This is a genomic window from Jiella endophytica, assembly GCF_004519335.1.
GTDB lineage: Bacteria > Pseudomonadota > Alphaproteobacteria > Rhizobiales > Rhizobiaceae > Jiella > Jiella endophytica.
Genome location: NZ_SOZD01000003.1, coordinates 264,936 through 288,523, shown reverse-complemented (window position 1 = coordinate 288,523; position 23,588 = coordinate 264,936). Strand labels below are relative to the sequence as shown.

The following is a 23,588-nucleotide window of genomic DNA, read 5'->3' as shown; positions in this document are numbered from 1 at the left end:
CACCCGTCGTCGGGGATGGACGCCCACCGATCTCCCCCTCAAGGGGGGAGATCGGCAGCTTCGATGGCTGCGGCAAACAAGCTGGTGTCGAAGGAACCGTGCCTGTCGCCTGGGAGATCGGCGGCTCCGACAGCTGCGGCGAAAGAACTGGTCTCGCAAGATTCGCGTCCGACGTTTAGGAGAGACGCCGAACAATCTCCCCCCTTGAGGGGGAGATGCCCGGCAGGGCAGAGGGGGGTGTGCCGCAGCTTGCGACGAAGCCTGACGACGACCCGCGAAAGCCACCGCTTCGTCATTCTCGGGCCCCGTCCCGAGAATCCAGGGGCGGCTGCCGGAGCGATGGCCTTCTGCGGCGTGGGGGCTGGCGAAAGACGGCGTCCGACGATCTCTGGATTCTCGGGACGGGGCCCGAGAATGACGGCCGCGTGTGGGAGGGACGTGCGGCTCTCTTCCTCTGCCGCTCCTGGAACGAGCGCTTCCCCAGTAACTCGTGAAAAGAGCGCTTCCCCAGCCGATTTGGGACCGAACTCTTCCTCTGCGGCTTTTGACACGAGCGCTTCCGATGGTCTCCGACCGAGCGCTTCAGCAGCCCTTCGACCGAGCGCTTCAAAGGCCTCCAGGAAGTGCCCTGCATGAGCGGGCCGGGCCCCATCCTCGAAGCGCGCGGGGTGCGAAAATCCTTCGGGCCGGTCGAGGTGCTGCATGGCGCCGACTTCACGCTGACGCCGGGCCGGGTCCACGCCCTCGTCGGCGAGAACGGCGCCGGCAAGTCCACCCTGATGAAGTGCCTCGCCGGCTATCAGCCGGTCTCCGGCGGCGAGATCCGGTTCTTCGGCGAGCCGGTGCATTTTGCCGACTCCGAGGCTGCGGAAAGCGCCGGCATCGTCCTCATCCATCAGGAATTCAACCTCGCCGAGCAGCTCTCGGCCGAAGCCAACATCTTTCTCGGCCGCGAGATGCGGCGCGGCTTTTTCCTCGACCGCAAGGCCATGCGCGAAAGAGCGCGAAACCTGCTCGAGGAGCTCGCGACGCCGATCGACACGCGTCTCGAGGTCTCGCGCCTCTCGGTTTCGCAGAAGCAGATGGTGGAGATCGCCAAGGCGCTCGCCCGCAACGCCCGCGTCCTGATCATGGACGAGCCGACGGCGGTCCTGACCGGCCGCGAGGCCGAGGTGCTGTTTGCCCAGATCGAGCGGCTGAAGGCGGCCGGTGTCGCCATCCTCTACACCTCCCACAAGCTGGACGAGATCGCCCGTGTGGCCGACGAGGTGACGGTGCTGCGCGACGGCTCGCTTGTCGCCCATGCCGGGGTCGATGAAATGTCGCCGGACCGCATGGCCGAGCTGATGGTCGGACGCGAACTCTCCGATCTGTTCCCGGCCAAGGCCGGGGAGACCGCAGCCGACGTCGTCCTCTCGGTCGAGGACTTCGAGGTGCCGGGTCATGTCGAGAGCGCATCCTTCAAGCTGAGGCGCGGCGAGATCCTCGGCTTTGCCGGTCTCGTCGGGGCGGGGCGTACGGAATTGATGGAAGGCATCATGGGGCTGCGCAGTGCCCGGGGCACGATCCGCCGCTCCGGCAAGGTGGTGCGCATCGCCTCGCCCAAGGAAGCCGTCCGCCATGGCCTTGCCTATCTCACCGAGGACCGCAAGGGACGCGGGCTGCTGCTGAAATACGGCCTTCGGGAGAACCTGACGCTGCTCGGTCTCGACCGGTTTTCCGGCATCTTCGTCGACGAAAAGGCCGAGGAGGCGGCGCTCGATGCGGCGATCCGGCGTTTCGACATCCGCGCCGCCTCGAAGACCATGCCGGTCGGCAACCTCTCCGGCGGCAACCAGCAGAAGCTGCTCCTCGCCAAGACCATGCTGGTCGAACCGGAGATCGTCATCCTCGACGAGCCGACCCGCGGCATCGACATCGGCACCAAGCAGCAGATCTATGCCTTCGTCCATCAGCTGGCGCGCGAGGGGCAGGCGGTGATCGTCATCTCGTCGGAAATGTCCGAGGTGATCGGCCTCTGCCACCGGGTGATCGTGATGCGATCGGGCCGCATCGCCGGCGAGGTGTCCGGGGAGGCGGTCACCGAAGAGGCGATCGTCCGTCGGGCGATGGGGCTGGATGGCGAGGCGAGGGAGGCGGCCCATGGCAGTTGAGGCGAGAGAACAGCCGGCACGGCGGCGCCTCCGGGTGGATTTTCATGTGCTGGGGCCGCTGGTGGCGCTGGTCGCCCTCGTCATTCTCGGCATGTCGCTGAACGATCAGTTCCTGTCGGCGGGCAACGTCACCAACGTCCTTGCCCGCTCGGCCTTCATCGGCATCATCGCGGTTGGCGCGACCTTCGTCATCACCATCGGCGGGCTCGATCTCTCGGTCGGGTCGATGTCGGCCTTCCTCGCCGGCGTCACGATCATCATCCTCAACGCCCTGATCCCGCAGCTCGGCGGCGGCTGGGCGACGATCCTCGTCGGCATGCTCGCCTGCCTCGCCATGGGCCTTGGAGCCGGATTCCTCAACGGCATCCTGATCACCAAGGGGCGTATCGAGGCCTTCATCGTCACCCTCGGCACGCTCGGCATCTTCCGCTCGCTGGTGGTGTGGCTCGCCAATGGCGGCACGCTGTCCCTCGACTTCAATCTCCGCGAGGTCTACCGGCCGGTCTATTACGGCGGCGTTGCCGGCATCGCCTGGCCGATCGTCGTCTTCGCCCTCGTTGCCGTCGCCGGCGAGATCGTCATGCGCAAGACCGCCTACGGCCGGCACTGCGCGGCGATCGGCTCCAACGAGCAGGTTGCGCGCTATTCGGCGATCCACGTCGATCGCGTCCGGCTCGCCACCTACATGCTGCAGGGCATGCTGGTGGGCGTCGCCACCATCATGTATGTGCCGCGCCTCGGCTCGGCCTCCTCGACGACGGGCCTCCTCTGGGAGCTCGAGGCGATCGCCGCGGTGATCATCGGCGGTACCGTCTTGAAGGGCGGCTTCGGCCGTGTCTGGGGCACCGTCGTCGGCGTCGTCATCCTCAGCCTGATCGACAACATCCTCAATCTGACCGACCTCGTCAGCCCCTATCTCAACGGGGCGATCCAGGGCGTCATCATCATTCTGGCCGTCGTTCTGCAGCGCGGCCGCAAAGGCGCATGACAAGCGCCAACTTCGGGAGGAAGGCAATGAAAAGACTGATGAATATCGCGGCGGGGGCGCTCTTTGCCGCCGCGCTGGCGCTGCCGGGCGGCGCCCTTGCGCAGGAAGGCAAGGCGACGATCGGCGTGTCGATCCCGTCTGCGACCCACGGCTGGACCGGCGGTGTCAACTTCCACGCCCAGCAGGCGATCGACGAATTGAAGGCCGCCTATCCGGACCTGACCTTCGTCCTGGCGACGGCCGGCGATCCCGGCAAGCAGGTTTCCGACATCGAGGACATGATGGCGACCCGCAACATCGACGCCCTGGTGGTCCTGCCCTTCGAATCCGATCCGCTGACCGGGCCGGTCAAGCGCGTCGCCGATGCCGGCAAATTCGTCACCGTGGTCGATCGCGGCCTGTCGCAGCCGGGAATCCAGGATCTCTACGTTGCCGGCGACAACACCGCCTTCGGCCGCGTCGCCGGCGACTATTTCAAGGAAAAGATGCCGGACGGCGGCAAGATCGTCGTCCTGCGCGGCATCCCGACGACCATCGACAACGAGCGGGTCGAGGCCTTCCAGAAGGCGATCGAGGGCTCGAATATCGAGATCGAGGGCATGGAGCACGGCGACTGGAACCGCGACAAGGCCTTCGAGGTGATGCAGGACTTCCTGTCGAAATACGCCGAGATCGACGCCGTCTGGGCCTCCGACGACGACATGGCCCTCGGCGTCATCGAGGCGATCAAGCAGGCCGGCCGCGAGGGCGATATGTGGGTGCTCGGCGGCGCCGGCATGAAGCAGATGATCGAGAAGGTGCAGGCCGGCGACAAAATGGTGCCGGCCGACGTCACCTATCCGCCCTCGATGATCGCGACGGCGATCCGGCTGACCGCCGATCGCTTCGTCTCCAAGGCGCCGATGGCCGGCCGCTTCGTCATCGACTCGGTGCTGGTGACCCCGGAGAACGCCAAGGAGCATTATTTCCCCGATTCGCCGTTCTGAGGCGGATCGTCGAGCCAGGCTGACGGCCGGCCGCAGGCACGGGTTCCCGGCCGTCGTCAGGCGTCCGGGCTCGGGGCCGGTGGCCGCGTCCCCGTCCGATCTGAAGGCGCAGATTGCGCCTGGATAACCCGGCGCCGCGCTCCCCGCGCGGCGCCGGGTCTGATGGCGCGGCGCATGCGACGATCGTCGCATCGCCGGCCGAACTGCCCGCTTGCCTTTGCATCGGCGCTCGCCTAGGCCAGAGCCCGACAACGAGACCCCGTCTCAGGCAATGAGGGAGGCCGCCCGATGCCGGCGACAGACTTTTTCGACCGCAAGAACCCCGTCGTCTACGAAGGCACCGAAAGCCGCGATCCGCTGGCTTTCCGCTTCTACGACAAGGACCGGAAGGTGATGGGCAAGCGGATGGAGGATCACCTCCGCTTCTCCGTCGCCTATTGGCATTCCTTCACCTGGCCGGGCGGCGACCCGTTCGGCGGCGAGACCTTCAACCGACCGTGGATGCATGGCGGCGACGCCCTCGAACTCGCCAAACAGAAGGCCGAGGTCGCCTTCGAGATGTTCCGGCTCCTCGACGTGCCGTTCTTCGCCTTCCACGACGTCGACGTGGCGCCGGAAGGGGCGTCGCTGCAGGAATCCAACGACAATCTGAAGGTGATCACCGACATCTTCGCCGAGAAGATGGAAAGCGCCAAGGTGCGCCTTCTCTGGGGCACCGCCAACCTCTTCTCCAACCGCCGCTACATGGCCGGCGCCGCGACCAATCCGGATCCGGACGTCTTCACCTACGCGGTCGGCCAGGTGAAGGCGGCGATCGACGCCACCCATCGTCTCGGCGGCGCCAACTATGTCTGCTGGGGCGGTCGCGAGGGCTACGAGACACTGCTCAACACCGACCTGAAGCGCGAGATCGACCAGCTCGGCCGCTTCATGTCGATGCTCGTCGACTACAAGCACAAGATCGGTTTCTCGGGCCCGATCCTGATCGAGCCGAAGCCGAAGGAGCCGACCAAGCACCAGTACGACTACGACGTCGCGACGGTCTACGCCTTCCTGCAGAAATACGATCTGACGAAGGACGTGAAGCTCAACATCGAGCAGAACCACGCGATCCTCGCCGGCCATTCCTTCGAGCACGAGGTGAAGCTCGCTTTCGCCAACGATATCTTCGGCTCCCTCGACATCAATCGGGGCGACGACCTGCTCGGCTGGGATACCGACCAGTTTGCGATGGACGTGAAGGAAATGGCGCTGGTCTTCCATGAGATGCTCAAGGCTGGCGGCTTCACGACGGGCGGTCTGAATTTCGACGCCAAGATCCGCCGCCAGTCGATCGACCCGGACGACCTTTTGATCGCCCATGTCGCCTCGATGGACGCCTGTGCGAGGGGTCTCCTCGCCGCTGAGGCGATGCTCGCCGACAAGGCGCTGACCGGGCCGTTGGAAGCGCGCTATGCCGGCTGGGACAAGGCCGAGAACAAGGCGATGCTCGGCGGCGAAATGACCCTTGAACAGATCGCCGACAAGGCGCTCTCGCTCAGCCCGCAGCCGAGGTCCGGCAGGCAGGAGATGCTGGAAGGCGTCGTCAACCGCTACGTCTGACCGTCGCAGCTTTGCCACGGCTGGCCGGCTTTTTCGAAACGCCGGCCAGCGAGGCAGCATGGCGCCCGACGCGTCGCAAGGCGTCTGAAGGCGTCGCCACCGGCCTATAACCGCCTGTTTCCCGGATAATCCTAGCCCGCTGTCATTCGCTAGACTGACGTTGACCGCGTGCGATAAGGGCCTGCTCCGCGCGGCGGGGGACACCATTCGAAGGTGTCCCGGCTCTTGCGCCGGCCATAACGGTGCTATGCGTTTGCGCGAAGGCAATTCCGGCGCCCGCACGCCAGTGCGCCGCCCCAGAAGGGACCGAACACGACAATGGCAACCTATCTCGGCCTCGACCTCGGCACCTCCTCGCTCAAGGCGCTCCTGATCGCCGAGGATCAGGCGGTGATCGCATCGGTCTCGGTGCCGCTCACCGTCGAGCGGCCGCATTTCGGCTGGTCGGAGCAGAACCCGCAGAGCTGGATCGTCGCCTGCGAGGTGGCGCTGCAGCAGCTGAGCACCGAACAGCCAGAAGCCTTCGGCGACATCGCCGGTATCGGCCTTTCCGGCCACATGCACGGCGCGACGGTGCTCGGCGAGGACGGCCACGTGCTGCGGCCCTGCATCCTGTGGAACGACACCCGCAGCCATGCCGAGGCGAAGGCGCTGGACGACGCGGAATCGCGGGCGATCACCGGCAACATCGTCTTTCCGGGCTTCACCGCGCCGAAGCTCCTGTGGATGCAGAAGAACGAGCCCGAGCTCTTCGCCGAGACGCGCCACGTGCTCCTGCCGAAGGACTATCTGCGCCTCTGGCTGACAGGCGACGCCGTCTCCGAGATGTCGGACGCCGCCGGCACCTCCTGGCTGGATACCGGTAAGCGCGACTGGTCGGACCGGATGCTGGAGCGCACCGGGCTTTCGCGCGACCACATGCCGAGCCTCGTCGAGGGCACGCAGGCCTCGGGCGAAGTGCGGCCGATCCTTGCCGAAAAATTCGGCCTGAAGCCCGGCGTCGTCGTTGCCGGCGGCGGCGGCGACAATGCGGCTTCCGCCTGCGGCGTCGGCGTCGCGCAGCCGGGCACCGGCTTCCTGTCCCTCGGCACCTCCGGCGTCCTCTTCACCGCGACCGCAGGATACGCGCCGGTGCCCGAGACCGCGCTCCATACCTTCTGCCACGCGATCCCCGGCCTCTGGCACCAGATGGGCGTGACGCTCTCGGCCGCCGGCTGCATGGACTGGCTGTCGAAGCTGTTGAAGGAAGAGCCCGGCACTCTCACCGGGGCGCTGGGCGAGACCATCGCCGAGCCCGGCCGGCTCCTGTTCCTGCCCTATCTCTCCGGCGAGCGCACGCCGCACAATGACGCCGACATCCGCGGCGTGCTGGCCGGTATCGAGAGCGACACGTCGCGCGAGGCGATGACCCGCGCGGTGCTCGAGGGCGTCGCCTATTCGATGCGCGACTGCCTGGACGCCGCCGGCGATACGCCGAAGCCCGAGCGGCTGATCGCCGTCGGCGCGGGGTCGCGTTCGGCCTACTGGCTGCAACTGATGGCAACCGTGCTCGAGACCGAGATCGCGCTGCCGGCGGCCGGCGATTTCGGTGCCGCCTTCGGTGCGGCCCGGCTCGGCATCACCGCGGCGACCGGAGCCGACCCGAAAAGCGTCATCACTCTGCCGCCGGTGGCGCGGAGCTTCGCGCCGGTGACGGAGAAGATCGAGGCCTATCGCGATGGCCACCGCCGCTACAAGGCGCTTTATCCTGCCATCAAGCAGGCGATGGCGGTGTGAGGCGCCGCGGCGGTCGCGATCGACCGCCAGCCACGTCAGCGGTCGACGCGCCGGCTTTCGAGAACTTGCTTCGACTGGATCGGCACGGCCCGATCCGCGAGCTACAGAATGTGGGCGAGGCATTTAAGCCTCGTCATCCCGGGCTTGACCCGGGATCCATTCCTCTACGGTGAAAACTGCAAATTCGCTGCGGACCACCCAATGCGAATGAGGTCGAAAGCCTTGGCAGTCCGTCCGGTTTGGAATGGATCCCGGGTCAAGCCCGGGATGACGAAGCCTTGGCGTAGTCGATATGATTGAAGTCGCCTCCACGGGACTTCAGAATACCTTTCTTACACGCGCCAGCAGACCACGCACATGGTCCTTGCCGGCAGCGCAGGCGTCTTCCAGCGCAAGGCCCTTCGCAAGGCCGCAGGCGATCGCCGTCGCGAGCATGCAGCCGGTGCCGCGAAGCTCTGCCGCAAGCCGCGCAGATGTCAGCCGGAGCGGTGCGCAAGCGGCGTCGCTTCCGCAGTAAAGCAAGTCGACGGCCTCGGTCCCCTCGCCATGGCCGCCTTTGACCAGCACGGCCCGTGCGCCGGCTTCGATGAGCGCCCGGCCCTCGACCGGTTCTCCGGCGCGCCGAGAGGTGAAGACCGGTACACCGAGGTGATCCGGAAGAGCCGGCATGCCGAGGCGATCCGCCAAGATGGCGAGTTCCGGCAGATTCGGCGTCACCAGCGCGGCCATCGGCAGCAGCCGCTCGATCAGGCTGGCGATGCCGGCCTTGCTGAGAAGCAGCCCGCCGGAGCTTGCCGCGATCACCGGATCGAGGACGATCGGCCCTTCGAAGTCGGCAAGCGCCCCTGCGACCGCTTGCACGACGCTCTCGTCGCCGAGCATGCCGATCTTCACCGCCACAACCTGACCGTCCTGAAGCGCCATGGCGATCTGCTCGGCGACGAGGGCAGGGGACATGATGGCGACGCTGCCGACCCTGCCTTCGTTCTGGGCGGTCACCGCTGTCACTGCGAGCCTCGCATCGACGCCATGGGCCGCCGCGGCGCGGATGTCGGCCGCCAGCCCCGCCCCGCCGGAGGAGTCCGTGCCGCCGATGACGAGGATGGTGTGGCGGTTCATTGCGGTTCTGTCGCGGAGATCCGACAAACGCAATCGTCAGCCGCAGCGCCAGACACCCCCCTCTGCCCTCCTGGGCAGAAGTCGAAGGGCGGGCATCTCCCCCTCAAGGGGGAAGATCGATCTGGCGCGGACAGCTGCCCCTTCGGTCCCATGCGTCAGCCCCTCTCATTCGTCGGAGCGGGAGGCGCTCCCGCCGAAGCCGCCGATCTCCCCCCTTGAGGGGGAGATGCCGGCAGGCAGAGGGGGGTAGCGGCGCCAACGATGGATGCGGGCGTCCCTCGCGTCGCCGTCCCGACATACCCCCGCGTTGCGGCGATCCACTCCCGCGTGCGGGCTTCGGGATCGGCGTTGCGGGTGATGTCGGTGACGACGGCGGCAATATCGGCGCCATTCGCGAACACTTCCGGCAGCCGCTCGACCGTCACGCCGCCGATGGCGACCAGCGGCAGGTCGCCGACCGCCCGCTTCCAGGTGGCGATGCGGGCCGGTGTCTGCGGCGCCCATTTCATCTGTTTCAGGATCGTCGGCCAGACAGGGCCGAGCGCGACATAGTCCGGCTTTGCGGCGAGCGCCGCTTCGAGCTCGCTCTCGTCATGGGTGGAGACGCCAAGCGAAAGTCCGGCGCGGCGGATCGCCGGGACGTCGGCTTCCACGAGATCCTCCTGACCGAGATGGACGAAGTCGCAGCCCTCCTCGATCGCCAGTCGCCAGTAGTCGTTGACGACCAGCCGGCAGCCATTGCGCCGGCAGGTCTCACGCGCCCGGCGAATCTCGCAGCGTAGCTCGTACTCCGGCGTATCCTTGACGCGCAGCTGCACCAGGTTGACGCCGATCGGCACCAGCCGGTCGATCCAGTCGGCACTGTCGACGATGAGGTAGAACGGGTCGAGCCGCGTCATGAAAGCACCGCCCCACCCAGCAAAGCCTGTCCCAGCACCGGCGTCGAGGGCTCGGCCATGTCGCGGGGCAAAAGCGGATCTGCTTCGTAGCCGAGCCGGCCGGCCGCGACCGCAAGACGAAAGGCTTCGGCCATCTTCACCGGATCGCCGGCGAGCGCCACCGCCGAGGACAGGAGCACGCCGTCATAGCCGAGCTCCATGGCCTGGCTGGCATGGGAGGGCACGCCGATGCCGGCATCGACGATCAGGGTCAGATCCGGAAACCGCGCCCGCATCGCCCGCAAGCCATAGACGTTGTTCAGGCCGCGCGCCGAGCCGATGGGCGAGCCCCAGGGCATCAGAACCCGGCAGCCCGCCTCGACCAGCCGGTCGGCGGCGACGAGATCCTCGGTCGTATAGGCGAGGACCTGAAAGCCTTCGGACGAAAGAATCTGCGTCGCCTCGACGAGGCCGAAGAGGTCGGGCTGCAGCGTGTCGGCATCGCCGATGACCTCGAGCTTGATGAGTGTGGTGCCGAACACCTCGCGGGCCATCTCGGCCGTCGTCACCGCCTCGCGCACCGAGTGGCAGCCGGCGGTGTTTGGCAGCACCGAAACGCCCGCCTCGCGGATGATGTCCCAGAACGCCTGGCCGGCCCGCTCGCCGGCGGCCTCGCGGCGCAGCGACACGGTGACGATCTTGGCGCCGGATGCGGCGATCGCCTGGCGCAGGATGTCCGGCGACGGATAGCGGGCGGTGCCGAGCATCAGCCGGCTGTCGAAGGTTTCGCCATAGATTTGCATCTCAGCCTCCCTGCATCGGCGCGATCACCTCGATCGCGTCATTGTCCGAGAGTGGCGTTTCGGCCCGCTCGCAGGCGGGCACGAAGTCGCGATTGAGGGCGGTGGCGAAGGGGCCCTCGCCATAGCCGAGTTCGGCGAGCGCGGCGGCGAGCGTTACGGCGTCGACCTCCGCCGGGTCGCCATTGAGGGTGATCTTCATGCGGCGATCTCCTCTCGTTTGGTGTTGCCAAGGATGATGTTCGCGGCCTTTGCCGCGCAGTCCGGCGAAAGCAGGAAACCGTGGCGGTAGAGCCCGCTCACCGAGACGATCCGGCCGCGGCGCGTCACCTTCGGCAGGTTGTCGGCAAGGGCCGGCCGGCGCCCGGCCTTCATCTCCACGACCTCCGCCTCTGCGAAGGCGGGATGGAGAGCATATGCGGCATTCATCAGCTCGACGGCGGAACGCAGGCGCACGCCCCCCGCGTCGCTGCTCTCGATCATCGTCGCTCCGATCATGAAGAGCCCTTCGCCGCGCGGGACGATGTAGACCGGCATGCGCGGATGCAGCAGCCGGATCGGCCGCGACAGGCGGATGTCGCCGGTCCGAAGGATCAGCATTTCGCCGCGAACGCTGCGAAGCCCAGGGGCGTCGCTGGCGATGCCGCGGCAGTCGATCACCGTGTCGCCGGGGGCAGTTTCGGGATCCAGCGCCGAGCCGAAGCGGATCTTCCCGCCGAGGCCCTCCAGACGATGGACAAGCGCGGCGAGGGCGATGCGCGGATCGAGATGCGCCTCGGCGGCAAAGTGCAGACCTCGGTGAAAGCGGCCGGCAAGATTCGGCTCCAGCGCCGCGATCCCCGCCCCGTCGAGCGGCAGGCCGCCTCCGGAGCGCCTGGCGAAGCGGGAAACCTCGCCGACATCGCGACCGGATGCGACCACCAGCGTCCCCTTGCGTGTGACCCCCGGAACCCGTTCCGCCCACCAGTCGATGGCGGCAAGGCCGGGCGCGACAACTCCCGGATCGGCGCTCTCCGCCTCGCAGTAAGGCGCGAGCATGCCGCCGGCGAGCCAGGATGCAGCGTTATCTCCGAGGTTTCCGGAGCGTTCATGCAGCGTCACCGCCGCCCCCCTTTCGGCCAGGGTCACGGCGGTGACGAGGCCGGCGACGCCGGCCCCGATGACGGTGATCTCCATCGATCCTACTCCGCCGGCTCGGCTTTCGCGGCGATCTCTTCTGGCGTCATGTAGAGGTCGCCGCCAGCGCGATATCTCTCCGCCATGGCCGCCATGCCCTCCTTCTGGGCTTCGGCTCTGATGTCGTGGCTGATCTTCATCGAGCAGAATTTCGGCCCGCACATGGAGCAGAAATGCGCCACTTTGTGCGCCTCCTTCGGCAGGGTCTCGTCGTGATAAAGCTGCGCCGTTTCGGGATCGAGGGAGAGGTTGAACTGGTCCTCCCAGCGGAACTCGAAGCGGGCCCTAGAGAGGGCGTCGTCCCGAACCTGCGCCGCCGGGTGGCCCTTGGCGAGATCCGCGGCATGGGCGGCGATCTTGTAGGTGATGACACCGACCTTGACGTCGTCGCGGTCGGGCAGCCCGAGATGCTCCTTGGGCGTCACGTAGCAGAGCATCGCCGTGCCGAACCAGCCGATCATCGCCGCGCCGATTCCGCTGGTGATGTGGTCGTAGCCGGGCGCGATGTCGGTCACGAGTGGCCCCAGCGTATAGAAGGGCGCATCGCCGCAGAGCTGCTGCTGCTTGGTGACGTTCACCCGGATCTTGTGCATCGGCACATGGCCGGGCCCCTCGATCATCACCTGGCAGTCCTTCGCCCGGGCAATCTTCGTCAGTTCACCGAGGGTTTCCAGCTCGGCGAACTGGGCGCGGTCGTTGGCATCGGCGATCGAACCGGGGCGCAGGCCATCGCCGAGTGAAAACGATACGTCATAGGCACGGCAGATGTCGCAGATCTCGTCGAAATGCTCGTAGAGAAACGACTCGCGATGGTGATGCAGGCACCACTTGGCCATGATCGAACCGCCTCGGCTGACGATGCCGGTCACCCGGTCGACGGTCAGCGGAATGTGCTGCAGCCGCACGCCGGCATGGATGGTGAAATAGTCGACGCCCTGTTCGGCCTGTTCGATCAGCGTGTCGCGATAGACCTCCCAGGTGAGGTTTTCGGCGATGCCGTCGACCTTCTCCAGCGCCTGGTAGATCGGCACGGTGCCGATCGGCACGGGGGCGTTGCGGATGATCCAGTCGCGGATGTTGTGGATGTTGCGGCCGGTGGAGAGATCCATCACCGTGTCGGCGCCCCAACGGATCGCCCAGACCATCTTTTCCACCTCCTCGGCCATGGAAGAGGTGACGGCGGAATTGCCGATATTGGCGTTGATCTTGGTGAGGAAGTTGCGGCCGATCGCCATCGGCTCGAGTTCGGGATGGTTGATGTTGGCGGGCATGATCGCCCGGCCCGACGCGATCTCCTCGCGCACCCATTCGCCGGTGATGAAATCCGGGATTTCCGCCTCGAAGGGATCGCCGTCTCGTGTGCGATTATCTTGCTCGGCGGCGCGTCCGAGATTCTCACGAACCGCGACGAACTCCATTTCCGGCGTGACGATGCCGGCGCGGGCATAGGCAAGCTGGGTGACCGCCTTTCCGGCCTTGGCACGCAGCGGCCGGTGGGCGACGGGAAAGGCGGGGGTGAGTTTGTCGGCCGGCAGGTTGCCGTTGTCCTCGGGCTTCACGAGGCGGCCGTCGTATTCCTCGACGTCGCCGCTCGCGAGCGCCCAGTCCGTGCGGTGGCGCGGCAAGCCCCTGGCGATGTCGATGGCGGCATCCGGATCGGTGTAGGGGCCTGAGGCGTCATAGACGGTGACGGGCGGCTCACCGGCGGTGGGATGCACGGCGATCTGGCGCAGTGGCACACGGATGGCGGGATGCGCCGTGCCGGCGAGATAGACTTTTCGCGAGGCCGGCAGCGGGCCGGTGGTCACGGTCGGGGTGGCGATCTTGGAAATGACATTCACGATGGAACTCCTTCGACGAGCGTTGGAGATCCAGTTCGGTCGATCGGTGATCGAAAAGGTGCCGCTGATCGGATGCCTCGAAAACGTCGGCCCTGGGGACCGTTTCGTCTGCCGGTGTCCCGACATCCCGTCTTCGAATGCGCGCCGCCTTGGAGAAATCGAAACCCGTCGGCGGCCCTTCACGGCCTTCTTCCATCCCTACGCCAGTATGAACTGGATCAGGTTCGACGGGTCGCCGCGCGCTAGCGGCCTCTCAGTTCCTTGGCGGAACTCCCCGTGGACGTGTCGAAGGGTAGCAGAGGGGAGGGCGGCGTCAAGGTGATCCGGGAGGTGAGGGGGAAACGCGCCTTAATGCGGTGTGCCATTCCCTCGCCCTTCGAGGCTCGCTCCGCTCGCACCTCAGGATGAGGAAATGGAGGAACCGCCGCGTTTCTGTGCAGCAGCTGAGACGCCGGCTTGCCACCTGCGAGATTCTATCGTGGCCCTCCGCTTCGCGACGTGACCATACCTGCCACTCGCTCGTCCGCTTCGATCAGAGGCCGATGCTGCGAAGAAGCTGCCGCGGCGTATCTCAGTCCCCTCATCCTGAGGTGCGACAACGAGCGGAGCGAGGAGGAGCCTCGAAGGGCGAGGGGACAGCGCGCTCGTTTTCTCCGCTCTTGTCCCTCTCAAACGTTCTCCCCAAGATGCAATCTGTGTTTGTCTGGAGAGATGTCAGATGGAAGTGACCGTCTATATCCTGCGCTGTGCGGACGGAAGCTTTTATACCGGTCTGACCAAACAGGAGATCGAGGCACGGGTCTGGGAGCACAACAACGACCCCAACCCGAAGAGTTTCACCTTCACACGGCGCCCCGTCACGCTGGTATTCACCGAGACCTACGATCGGCTGCTCGACGCCATCGCCCGCGAAAAGCAGATCAAGGGCTGGTCGCGCCGTAAGAAGGAGAGGCTGATCGCGACCGACTATCTCGGGTTGCCTGACCTGTCGCGACGCGCACATTTGATAGGGAAGCGCTCCGATCGATGAGATGAAAGCAAGGATGCCATTCCCTCGCCCTTCGAGGCTCGACCTCCCTCCGGTCGGCCTCGCACCTCAGGATGAGGGAATGGGGACCCGCCGAGGCTTCGATCGACCGTAGGAACGACCGGAACCGGATTCCGTGACTCGCGCCATATCGAGGCGTCGTTGGTTCGGCCTTTTGAGCCTCCATCTAAGATCTCGCAAAATCCGCAAGGTCCAGACTACAACTTGCCGCTGCCTTGACGCATTCAGCCCCCTCATCCTGAGGTGCGAGCGAAGCGAGCCTCGAAGGGCGAGGGGGCGGGCGAATGGCCGCCTTGCGAATTCCCTCGAGAGATCTGGAGGATTGACCTCCTACCCCTCCAGCCCGATCGCCTGAGCCGTCGCGATGGCCGCCATGTTGACCACCCCGCGCGAGGTCACCGACGGCGTCAGCACGTGGGCCGGCGAGGCGGCGCCGAGGAGGATCGGGCCGACATGCAGGGCGTCGGTCATCTGCTTGACGACGTTGAGGGTGATGTTCGCCGCGTCCAGCGTCGGGAAGATCAGGAGGTTGGCTTCGCCGGTGAGGGTCGAGTCCGGCATGGCGCGCTTGCGCATCGCCTCCGACAGCGCCGAGTCGCCGTGCATCTCGCCGTCGATCTCGAGATCCGGCATCTCGGCGTGCACCAGCTTCAGCGCCTTCCTCAGCTTCACCGTATCCTCGGTGTCGTCGGTGCCGAAATTCGAATGCGACACGAAGGCGGCCTTCGGCGCGATGCCGAAGCGATGGAGCTCGGCCGCCGCGAGCTGCGTCATCTCGGCGAGCTCCTCGGCGTTCGGATCTCGCTGGACATAGGTGTCGAGGAAGAACTTCGTCGTCCCCTGGGTGATCAACAGGCTCATGGCGGCGAGCTTCTTGACGCCCTTGCGCATGCCGATGACCTGGCTGATGTCGCGCACATGGTGGGGAAAGCGCCCCTCCAGCCCGCAGATCAGGCTGTCGGCCTCGCCGCGGCCGACGGCGATGGCGCCGATGACGGTTGTATTGGTGCGCACCACGGTGCGGGCGGTGTCGGGGCTGACGCCCTTGCGCCCGACCTTGCCGAAATAATGGTCGACATAGTCGCGGTAGCGCGGGTCGTCCTCCGGGTTGATCACCTCGAAGTCCTTGCCGGGACGGATCTTCAGGCCGTAGCGCTCGAGCCGGCTTTCGAGAACGGAAGGCCGGCCAATGAGGATTGGCACGCAAACCTTGTCCTCCATAAGAACCTGCGCGGCTCTCAACACCCTTTCATCCTCGCCGTCGGAGAAGATGACGCGCTTGCCGGCATTCGCGGCGATCTGGAAGATCGGCTTCATGATCATGCCGGAGCGGAAGACGAAGCGGTTCAGCTTTTCGACATAGGCCGGCATGTCGGTGATCGGCCGGGAGGCGACGCCGTCCTTCTCGGCGGCCTTCGCGACAGCGGGGGCGATCTTCAGGATCAGCCGCGGGTCGAAGGGGGAGGGGATCAGATAGTCCGGCCCGAAGACCGGCGTTTCCGAACCATAGGCCTTGGCGGCGACTTCCGAGACCTCCTCGCGGGCGAGCTCGGCGATGGCGTCAGTCGCAGCCTGCTTCATGCCCTCGGTGATGCCCGTCGCGCCGCAATCGAGCGCGCCGCGGAAGATGAAGGGAAAGCAGAGGACGTTGTTGACCTGATTGGGAAAGTCCGAACGGCCGGTGCAGATCATCGCGTCCGGTCGCACTTCCCTTGCAAGATCTGGCATGATCTCCGGCACAGGGTTGGCGAGCGCCAGGATCAGCGGCTTGTCGGCCATCTTCTTCAAATAATCGGGCTTCAGGACACCCGCTGCCGACAGGCCGAGGAAGATGTCGGCGCCGTCGAGCGCCTCTTCCAGCGTCCGCATCTCGGTGTCGCGGGCATAGACGTCCTTCCACCGGTCCATGGCGACTTCGCGGCCCTTGTAGACCATGCCGTCCTTGTCGGTGACGAAGATGTTTTCGAGCTTCGCTCCCAGCGAGACGAGAAGGTTCAGGCAGGCGAGCGCCGCCGCGCCCGCGCCCGAAGCGACGATCTTCACCTCTTCGAGCTTCTTGCCCCCGAGGCGAAGCGCATTGCGCACCGCGGCGGCGGCGATGATCGCCGTGCCGTGCTGGTCGTCGTGGAAGACAGGGATCGCCATCTCCTCGCGCAGCCGCGCCTCGATCTCGAAGCACTCCGGCGACTTGATGTCCTCGAGATTGATGCCGCCGAAGGTCGGCTCCAGCGCCGCGACGACCTCGCAGAAATGGTCGATCTCGAGGGCGTTCACCTCGATGTCGAAGACGTCGATGTCGGCGAACTTCTTGAACAGGACCGCCTTGCCTTCCATCACAGGCTTCGAGGCGAGCGGCCCGATATTGCCGAGGCCGAGGACGGCCGTGCCGTTGGAGATCACGGCGACGAGGTTGGCGCGGCTGGTATAGTCGGCGGCAAGGCCCGGATCGCGGGCGATGGCAAGGCAGGGTGCTGCGACGCCGGGGGAATAGGCCAGCGCCAGGTCGCGCTGGTTGCCGAGCGGCTTGGTCGCCTGGATGGCGAGCTTGCCGGGCTTCGGGTAGCGGTGGAAGAACAGCGCCTGTTCGTCGAGATCGCTCGCCTTGGAGCCGGTTTCCGGCGATTGGTTGGTGCTCATTCTTTCCTCCGCATGCTTCGGCGACGTACCGTTCGTCCTCTTACCCTCTGGCGATGCATCGGCAAACCGCATTCTTGCCGGTGTCGAAGCCCGGTTGGCCCGGGTTTTGCACCGCCGCGTCACACGACTGCAATGCGAATCAGTCATTTGCTCCCAAGGCCGGTAGGTGGCCAATGACAGCGCGAGGCTGCAATCATGACCGACGAGGCGGCAACGCGTCATTTCAGGACGCTTTTCATCTCCGACATCCATCTCGGCGCGAAGGCCGCGCAGGCCGACATGCTGATCGACTTCCTGCGCTTCCACGATGCCGAGAAGATCTATCTCGTCGGCGACATCGTCGACGGCTGGCGCCTGAAACGCTCGTGGAACTGGCCGCAGAGCCACAATGACGTGGTGCAGAAACTCCTGCGCAAGGCCCGCAAGGGCGCCACCGTCATCTACGTCCCGGGCAATCACGACGAATTCCTGCGGGATTTCACCGGCCGGCATTTCGGCGGCGTCGAGGTGAAGCTCAACGACGTCCACGTCACCGCCGACGGCCGGCGGTTTCTGGTCATGCATGGCGACGAGTTCGACGTGGTGGTGCGCAATGCGCGGGTCATCGCCTATCTCGGCGACTGGGCCTATGACGCGGCGATCGCCATCAATCTCGTCTTCAACAAGATCCGCCGGCGGCTCGGCTTTCCCTACTGGTCGTTCTCGTCCTGGGCGAAGCTGAAGGTGAAGAACGCCGTCAATTTCATCGGCGCCTTCGAATCCGCGCTGGCTGAAGAGGCTCACAAGATGGGCTGCGACGGCGTCATCTGCGGCCATATCCACCATGCCCAGCTGGCCGAATATTCCAATATCGCCTATGTGAATACGGGTGACTGGGTCGAGAGCTGCACCGCGGTCGCCGAGCGTCACGACGGTTCCTTCGAGCTCATTCGCTGGAGCGAGGTCGTCAGGGCGCGCGCCAGGGCGAAGTCGGCTCAACCGCGGATCGTTTCGGAACAGCCGATCGTGCGTCCGACGGAGGCAGCTTGAATGCAGCGCATCCTGATCGTCACCGACGCCTGGCATCCCCAGGTCAATGGCGTCGTGCGAACGCTTGCGAGCCTTGCCGTCGAGCTCTCGGACCGGGGTTTTGAGGTCAAGGTCGTCGGGCCGCAGGATTTCCGCACCATCCCCTGTCCGACCTATCCGGAAATCCGCTTGGCGCTGACCGGCGCCGACGGCATGCTGAACGTGATCGACGCCTTTCGCCCGGACGCCGTCCACATCGCCACCGAAGGCCCGCTCGGCTTTGCCGCGCGCCGCGCCTGCCTGAAGCGCGGCATGGGCTTTACCACCAGCCTCCACACCCGCTTTCCCGAATATCTGCGCAAGCGCGCGCCGATCCCCGAGCGGCTGACCTACAACGTGCTGCGCTGGTTCCACAACGCCGCGACCGCCTGTCTCGTGCCGACCGAGTCGATGCGCCGGCATCTGGAGCCGCTCGGCTTCAGCAATCTCGTCACCTGGACCCGCGGCATCGACCGGCACATCTTCCGCCAGAGCGAGCCGATCCCGCTGAACCTGCCGCGGCCGATCTTCCTGACCGTCTCGCGGCTGGCGCCGGAAAAGAACATCGAGGGCTTCCTCGACCTCGACCTGCCGGGCTCCAAGCTGGTGGTCGGCGACGGCCCGTCGATGGCGGCGCTGGTCTCGCGCTATCCCAACGCCCATTTCGCCGGGTTGCAGACTGGCGAGGCGCTGGCGCGCTATTATTCCTCCGCCGACGTCTTCGTGTTTCCATCGAAGACCGACACGTTCGGCAACGTCCTCATCGAGGCGCTGGCCTGCGGCGTGCCGCTTGCCGCCTTCCCGGAGCCCGGCCCGCTCGACGTGATCGCCGATTCCGGCGCCGGGATCATCTCCGAGGATCTGCGCGAGGCGTGTCTCAAGGCCCTCGCGATCGACAGGGAGACCGCCTTTGCGCGGTCGCGGGCCTATAATTGGGAAGCCTGCGCCGAGATCTTCCTCGACCATGCCTTCGGACGCCATGGCGCCGGCGGCGAGCGCATCGCTGCCTGAGCGCCGTATAGTCAGCTCATTGCAACCGCAATGCCGCTCCGCCCGCCCGAGGGGGGACGGCTCATTGGTTTCGCCCCCGAGCGCCTCACGCCGAAGGCCGCTCTCGCCCGCGCCTCATGAATTGCGGCTTTCGAGCAGCGAGCGCAGCAGGGCGTGGTCGGCGATGACCCGCTCCGAATAGGCCCGCGCGGTCTCGATCAGCGCCTCGCCGGAATCGGCAACCCGCGCGGCGATCGCCGTTTCGAAGGCCGTCGAGCGGTGATCGGTGCGCCCATGCGCCAGCGCCAGCGCCTCGCCGCAGGCCTCGACATAGTGCTTCAGGTTCTTGCCGGGCTTCTTCGCCAGGCAGACCTCTTCCGGATCGAGGCTGTAGCGGGCGTGATGGCGCGAACGCACCAGCCATTGCGCGCCGTTCCAGGCGACCTCGTCGAGCAGAAGATCCGGCTCGCGCTGCATCAGCCGCTGCAGGTCGACGGTGAGATGGGCCGGCGACAGCCGGTTGCGCGGATCGATGTCGGCGAAATGGGCGAGCGGCGCGGCCGGCCGCTGCTGCTTCACCTCGACCACATGGCACATCGGCAGTTCGGCATGGGTCGAGGCGCCGGGCGGCCCGACCAGAAGATAGTAGCGCTCGACGTTGACCGAGCCGGTGCCGGCGCCGAGCCGCTCGACGATGTCGAGGATGTCGTCGTCGACATAGGGCCGGAAGGCCGACTGGATGGTCGCGGCGCTCGCCGCGTCGAGGCGGCGATAGCGGCCGGGCCGGTCGCGGAACCGCAGCCCCTCGGCCGAAAGATGCACCGCCTTGCCGAGGCTGCTCTTGGTGTAGAACTTCTTGCCGCCGATCGAGCGCTTGCGCGCCTTCTTCAGGCCCCGGTGGAGAAGATGGCCGTCGGGAAAGCCGGACTTCACCGCGCGCCGCGTCGCCGGATTCTCGGCGATCGCCTCGGCGGTGCGGCGATAGGCCTTCAGAAACGCCCGGGCGGCCTTTGCCTGATGCTTTTCGCCGGGGGCGCTCAGGCCCGACAGGTCGTCGAACTCGTCGGTCTCGAAGGCACCGTCGAGAATGCCATGGGCGAAATGGCAGGACAGAAAGATGCTCGTCAGGAAGCGCGCGAGATCGAAGGCGGCATGGCCGATGCAGGCATCGTCGAAATCATTGGGGACGAAGACCACCAGATCGCCATGGGAGCCCTTTTCGGTGACGAAGCCGAAATTCGCCATGTGGCAGTCGCCGACGATCGCCGTCGGCTTCACCCATTCGGTGATGCCCTTGGGCAGGCAGAGCACCCCTTCCTTCAGGTCGGTGTAGAAGAGCTGGGCCGAACCGCGATAGAAATGGAACGGGTTGGAGGCCATCTTGCGGTGCTTGCGCCCGGGCTCGTCGCGGCCCGGCCGCGTACCGTCCACCCGCTCGAGTTCGTCGGCGATCAACCTCGCGCGGGCCTGGTCTTTGTCGTTGTTCATGGGGCGAGAGCTAAACGCCGCGCCGCGTCAGGCAAGGGTCGCCCGCCTTTGCCTCTCCCGGCTTCGCCGTGCCGCGTAGGCTCAAGCGGAAAGGCCCGGAAAGGGGCGCCGCGGCACGAACGGCCCCGGTGCCGCCCTCAGCGAGGACCGGGAAGGAGCGTTCGACGTCTCCGCGAGGGCAGCAACCCCGCGGCGAGGTGCCGCGCAGCCGGTGAGGTTCGACGGCGCCATGCAATCGGCGAGTCGTCCGTTTTTTTGCAGGGCCGGCTCGGAACGCGCCACGGCCTGTGGGTGCGTGTGGCGTCATCCGCAGCAATACAGACTGCGGCATGGATCGAGCCCTTCCGGCCGCGTCAAGTTTCTGGAATCCATCGACTGAGTGGCAGACCGAACCTCCCGCTGGCGCAATGATCGAAGCTCGCCGGGAGGAGCCGGCAGCACCTTTCAGCGTGAAGCAGCCCGAGCTAGTCGAGCGAATCCGACATTTGAGTCTCGATCGATGTCGGCTTTGCATCAAATGTCGGATTCGAAAGCTCCACTAGAAACAGAGATTTACCGAGTGGTTCATTGAGTCCGACATTTGCCGCGAGCCTGATACAAGAGGGACGAAAATGCCCGAATCGAACCACTAGCGATCGGACGCGGGCCGTGTTGCGATATGCGCCGCCCTGCCTCGCGGCGACGGTCTCGGCATGCTGGTCAGCCCGTCTCAAGCGTTCGCTGCGAGATTGCGCTGCGGGCCGCGTCCGGATTACGACGGCGCGGACATCGGGGAAGGATCCGGGCCGCAGCCTCGCGACGAGGCCGGGTCAATGCAGCTGCGGGTCTGATCGGATGGGCGAGAGACCGGGCCAGGTCGGTCGGCCTATGCCGGTGGCCGGGCGGGACGTCGATCCGGCCCTGCGCGACGGGGTAAGAAGATGACGGACATTCTGCGCAAGACGACGACGCGCCTGATGCTGGCGCTGGGCCTCGTCGCCGCCGCGCTTCAGATGATCGCACCGGCCGCAGCCGCTGCGCCGGATGGCTGGCTGGCCGGGCCGGAGGCGGACGCCGTCATCGAGATCGGCCAGCGCTTCGACTGTTCCGGCGAAGGCTGCCCGCCGGACCTTTCCTGCATCTACGCCCTCGGACCGCCGCGCCCGCCGGGCTCCTGGCCGATCGACACCGGCTTCATGCTCGACGAAAAGCGCATGCCTTGGAGCGACTTCGAGGCCTGGCTGGTTGCCAAGGCCAAGGCGCTCCGGCCGGAACTTGCCGACGATCCGCTGGTCAGAAGCGACCGCTTCGCATCGCAGACCGCGCCGGAGGCGGTCGAGATCGCCGGAAGCGAATTCGTCACGCGGCGCTACGAGATCGCCGCCAAGCGCCGGAGCTTCGACCTCTCGGTCTATCTCTGGAGCGTCAAGGGGCGGCTGCGGATCACCGCCTGCGTCGCGCCCGAGACCGGCTCGACGCACCGCGCGGCCGCCCCTGCGGTCGAAAGCCTTCTCAGCTATCTGCGCGGCAAGGACACGGCACCGGCAAATGAATGAAGCGTCGCCCGGCTGAAACTTGCTGATCACATGGGCGGTCGCCGGCCATTTTGGGTGTCAAATCCCCGGTCGGGGTGCAGCTGGCGCTCTTCGCCGTGCCCTTCGGCGGGGCCGGGACGGTCAGCCTGCCACGGCAAACCCGTATGGTCAGCCTGCCACGGCGAACAGGCTGCCGAGCGGATCATCGCTCAAAATCGCGATTGTTTCCGGCGTCATGAAGAGCGCCCTGCGCCAGAATGGACGCACACAGGGTGTTCTCAGTTATTGAATCACCGCATCGTGCTTTCCAAACATCGCTTCCGATTTTCGGGCCGATACTGTCGCTGGCGCGCTGCACGGCCCACGTGCCATTCTGTCCCGGCAGCGGGGCGCCGACGGGATGGACGATGGTCACGCTGCCGGGACGATCGACGACGGCACACTGGCAGGCGATCGCCACCGAGAAAGCCATCCTCCCCGACGGCAAGCGGCCGGCAGAGCGCAAACCTGAGCATTGCGGGGCGCCGCTCGCGTCCCACGCAGGCGTGAGAGGCGGTTCGCCCACGCGTGACGGGCGACTTGTCCGGTGATCTTCGAGGCCCAACCGGTCGCTCGAAAATCATCCATGCGGCGACGCTTCCAACTCACAAAAATAACAACCCGGCCTCGCGGGCGGCACCTACCGCGCGACCTGCGTGACGTCCGTCACAGCGGGACATCGCCGGCCCGTCGGACAATGCTCTTCGCGGTGCACGCCGGCCAGAACCGATCGATGACGGGCCGGCTGCCCGCAGGAGACCGGACGCGAACAAACCCGTCGAAGGCCAATGGCGCTCGGTGCCATCCATCGTCGCTTCGACGTCAATCGTCACGAAGCCTTGAGGGGCTCACGCGGGCCCGTTGCAACCCCGGCTCAGATCCTTAGTTGAAACGAGATAAGGCAAGGCATGACCATGGTCCGAGTAATTTTGATCTGCACCGCTCTGGCGCTCGCCGGCTGCACGACCGGCCCGGTACAGCAGCGAGATCACAACAGCGCGAGCTATCGGCTGAGCGCCACTGCACCGGCCGGTGGTCTCGTCCCCGGACAGATTCCGCGCTGACAGGCCGGCAGAGCCTCTCCGGCCCAAGTGCTCGGCCCAATCCGCAGATATGGAAAGGTACCGTCGATGACTCCCAGGAACGTTGTTTTCGCAGCGCTCGCTATCACCGTGGCATTGCCGCTTCCGGCCCTGGCTCAGGACTATCGCCCGGCCGCCCGCAATCCGGGCGTCATCCTCTCCGAGCGGGAGCGCCGAGCCGCCTATCCGGTGCGACTGCCAGGCGGCCGCGTCGCCGAACGGGCCGGTAGCGGGGGTATTCCCTGGCTCTACGGCATCGGCGACGTCTATGGAAAGGCGTCGGGCCTGCCGGTGGTGAAAGGTGCGACACCATCGGTTCTGAAGTCGACGGCTTCCGGCGGACTGGTGCCGGGGCAGGAGCAGCGCTGACCAGGCGACCGATAGCGTGATCGCCTGCGATCCGGAACGCGCCATCCTGAGAACC

18 protein-coding genes, 1 pseudogene and 1 riboswitch are annotated in these 23,588 nt (G+C 66.2%); of the genes and pseudogenes, 10 read left to right on the top strand and 9 right to left on the bottom strand.

The features are described from left to right. Positions 1-632: 632 nt before the first annotated feature. The 5 genes from E3C22_RS11285 to xylB all read left to right on the top strand — a co-directional run bounded on the left by E3C22_RS11285 (position 633) and on the right by xylB (position 7,505). The gene (locus tag E3C22_RS11285; protein WP_134762124.1) at positions 633-2,153 is read left to right on the top strand and encodes a sugar ABC transporter ATP-binding protein; all 1,521 of its coding nucleotides are present in this window, start codon (positions 633-635) and stop codon (positions 2,151-2,153) included. Further along, complete coding sequence (locus E3C22_RS11280; RefSeq protein ID WP_134762123.1) at positions 2,143-3,141, top strand: ABC transporter permease; 999 nt, start codon at positions 2,143-2,145, stop codon at positions 3,139-3,141. Before E3C22_RS11285 ends, E3C22_RS11280 begins: the two co-directional genes overlap by 11 nt. A 26-nt stretch (positions 3,142-3,167) precedes the next feature. Continuing rightward, positions 3,168-4,127, top strand: a complete 960-nt coding sequence (locus E3C22_RS11275) for an ABC transporter substrate-binding protein (RefSeq protein WP_134762122.1) — start codon at positions 3,168-3,170, stop codon at positions 4,125-4,127. Between the two features lie 288 nt (positions 4,128-4,415). Further along, positions 4,416-5,729, top strand: a complete 1,314-nt coding sequence (xylA, locus tag E3C22_RS11270; protein ID WP_134762121.1) for a xylose isomerase — start codon at positions 4,416-4,418, stop codon at positions 5,727-5,729. Positions 5,730-6,047: 318 nt separating this feature from the next. Continuing rightward, positions 6,048-7,505, top strand: a complete 1,458-nt coding sequence (gene xylB, locus E3C22_RS11265; RefSeq protein ID WP_134762120.1) for a xylulokinase — start codon at positions 6,048-6,050, stop codon at positions 7,503-7,505. A 318-nt stretch (positions 7,506-7,823) separates the two neighbouring features. On the opposite strand, the gene thiD is transcribed toward xylB, so the two are convergent. From thiD to thiC, 6 genes and pseudogenes are all read right to left on the bottom strand, one after another. Beyond that, positions 7,824-8,624, bottom strand: a complete 801-nt coding sequence (thiD, locus tag E3C22_RS11260) for a bifunctional hydroxymethylpyrimidine kinase/phosphomethylpyrimidine kinase (protein ID WP_134762119.1) — start codon at positions 8,622-8,624, stop codon at positions 7,824-7,826. A gap of 305 nt (positions 8,625-8,929) precedes the next feature. Then, positions 8,930-9,523: pseudogene (locus tag E3C22_RS11255) on the bottom strand (thiamine phosphate synthase); the annotation flags it as partial. Then, positions 9,520-10,305 (bottom strand): thiazole synthase, encoded by a 786-nt coding sequence (locus E3C22_RS11250; protein ID WP_134762117.1) that lies wholly within the window; start codon positions 10,303-10,305, stop codon positions 9,520-9,522. The pseudogene E3C22_RS11255 and the gene E3C22_RS11250, both read right to left, overlap by 4 nt. A gap of 1 nt (position 10,306) precedes the next feature. Then, the gene (thiS, locus tag E3C22_RS11245) at positions 10,307-10,504 is read right to left on the bottom strand and encodes a sulfur carrier protein ThiS (RefSeq protein WP_134762116.1); all 198 of its coding nucleotides are present in this window, start codon (positions 10,502-10,504) and stop codon (positions 10,307-10,309) included. Continuing rightward, positions 10,501-11,478 carry an FAD-dependent oxidoreductase gene (locus tag E3C22_RS11240; RefSeq protein WP_134762115.1) on the bottom strand — a complete coding sequence of 326 codons (978 nt, stop codon included), beginning with the start codon at positions 11,476-11,478 and terminating at the stop codon, positions 10,501-10,503. The genes thiS and E3C22_RS11240 overlap by 4 nt, the downstream gene beginning before the upstream one ends. A gap of 5 nt (positions 11,479-11,483) precedes the next feature. Beyond that, positions 11,484-13,319, bottom strand: a complete 1,836-nt coding sequence (gene thiC / locus E3C22_RS11235; protein ID WP_134762114.1) for a phosphomethylpyrimidine synthase ThiC — start codon at positions 13,317-13,319, stop codon at positions 11,484-11,486. A gap of 178 nt (positions 13,320-13,497) precedes the next feature. After that, positions 13,498-13,606, bottom strand: a riboswitch (TPP riboswitch). Between the two features lie 431 nt (positions 13,607-14,037). Here thiC and E3C22_RS11230 point away from each other — a divergent pair. Then, positions 14,038-14,349 carry a GIY-YIG nuclease family protein gene (locus E3C22_RS11230; RefSeq protein WP_134762113.1) on the top strand — a complete coding sequence of 104 codons (312 nt, stop codon included), beginning with the start codon at positions 14,038-14,040 and terminating at the stop codon, positions 14,347-14,349. A gap of 348 nt (positions 14,350-14,697) precedes the next feature. Here the strand turns inward: E3C22_RS11230 and E3C22_RS11225 are convergent, their stop codons facing one another. Next, on the bottom strand, positions 14,698-17,004 hold the full coding sequence (locus E3C22_RS11225; protein WP_134762112.1) for an NADP-dependent malic enzyme: 2,307 nt from the start codon (positions 17,002-17,004) through the stop codon (positions 14,698-14,700). 195 nt (positions 17,005-17,199) lie between these two features. Between E3C22_RS11225 and E3C22_RS11220 the strand changes: the two genes are divergently transcribed. Together E3C22_RS11220 and E3C22_RS11215 are read left to right on the top strand one after the other, a co-directional pair. Continuing rightward, positions 17,200-18,033 (top strand): UDP-2,3-diacylglucosamine diphosphatase, encoded by an 834-nt coding sequence (locus E3C22_RS11220; protein WP_134762111.1) that lies wholly within the window; start codon positions 17,200-17,202, stop codon positions 18,031-18,033. Further along, positions 18,034-19,062: a glycosyltransferase family 4 protein gene (locus E3C22_RS11215; protein WP_134762110.1), complete on the top strand. Its 1,029-nt coding sequence runs from the start codon at positions 18,034-18,036 to the stop codon at positions 19,060-19,062. 114 nt (positions 19,063-19,176) lie between these two features. Here E3C22_RS11215 and E3C22_RS11210 read toward each other — a convergent pair whose 3' ends face one another. Further along, a complete protein-coding gene (locus tag E3C22_RS11210; protein WP_134762109.1) occupies positions 19,177-20,529 on the bottom strand; it encodes a DUF2252 family protein in 1,353 nt (450 codons plus the stop codon). A gap of 920 nt (positions 20,530-21,449) precedes the next feature. On the opposite strand from E3C22_RS11210, the gene E3C22_RS11205 reads away from it, so the two are divergent. After that, positions 21,450-22,064: a hypothetical protein gene (locus tag E3C22_RS11205; protein ID WP_134762108.1), complete on the top strand. Its 615-nt coding sequence runs from the start codon at positions 21,450-21,452 to the stop codon at positions 22,062-22,064. A 181-nt stretch (positions 22,065-22,245) separates the two neighbouring features. Here the strand turns inward: E3C22_RS11205 and E3C22_RS11200 are convergent, their stop codons facing one another. Next, entirely contained in the window at positions 22,246-22,503 is a 258-nt protein-coding gene (locus tag E3C22_RS11200; protein WP_134762107.1) for a hypothetical protein, read from the bottom strand. A 709-nt stretch (positions 22,504-23,212) separates the two neighbouring features. Between E3C22_RS11200 and E3C22_RS11195 the strand changes: the two genes are divergently transcribed. Further along, the gene (locus E3C22_RS11195; RefSeq protein WP_134762106.1) at positions 23,213-23,533 is read left to right on the top strand and encodes a hypothetical protein; all 321 of its coding nucleotides are present in this window, start codon (positions 23,213-23,215) and stop codon (positions 23,531-23,533) included. Positions 23,534-23,588: the final 55 nt, after the last annotated feature.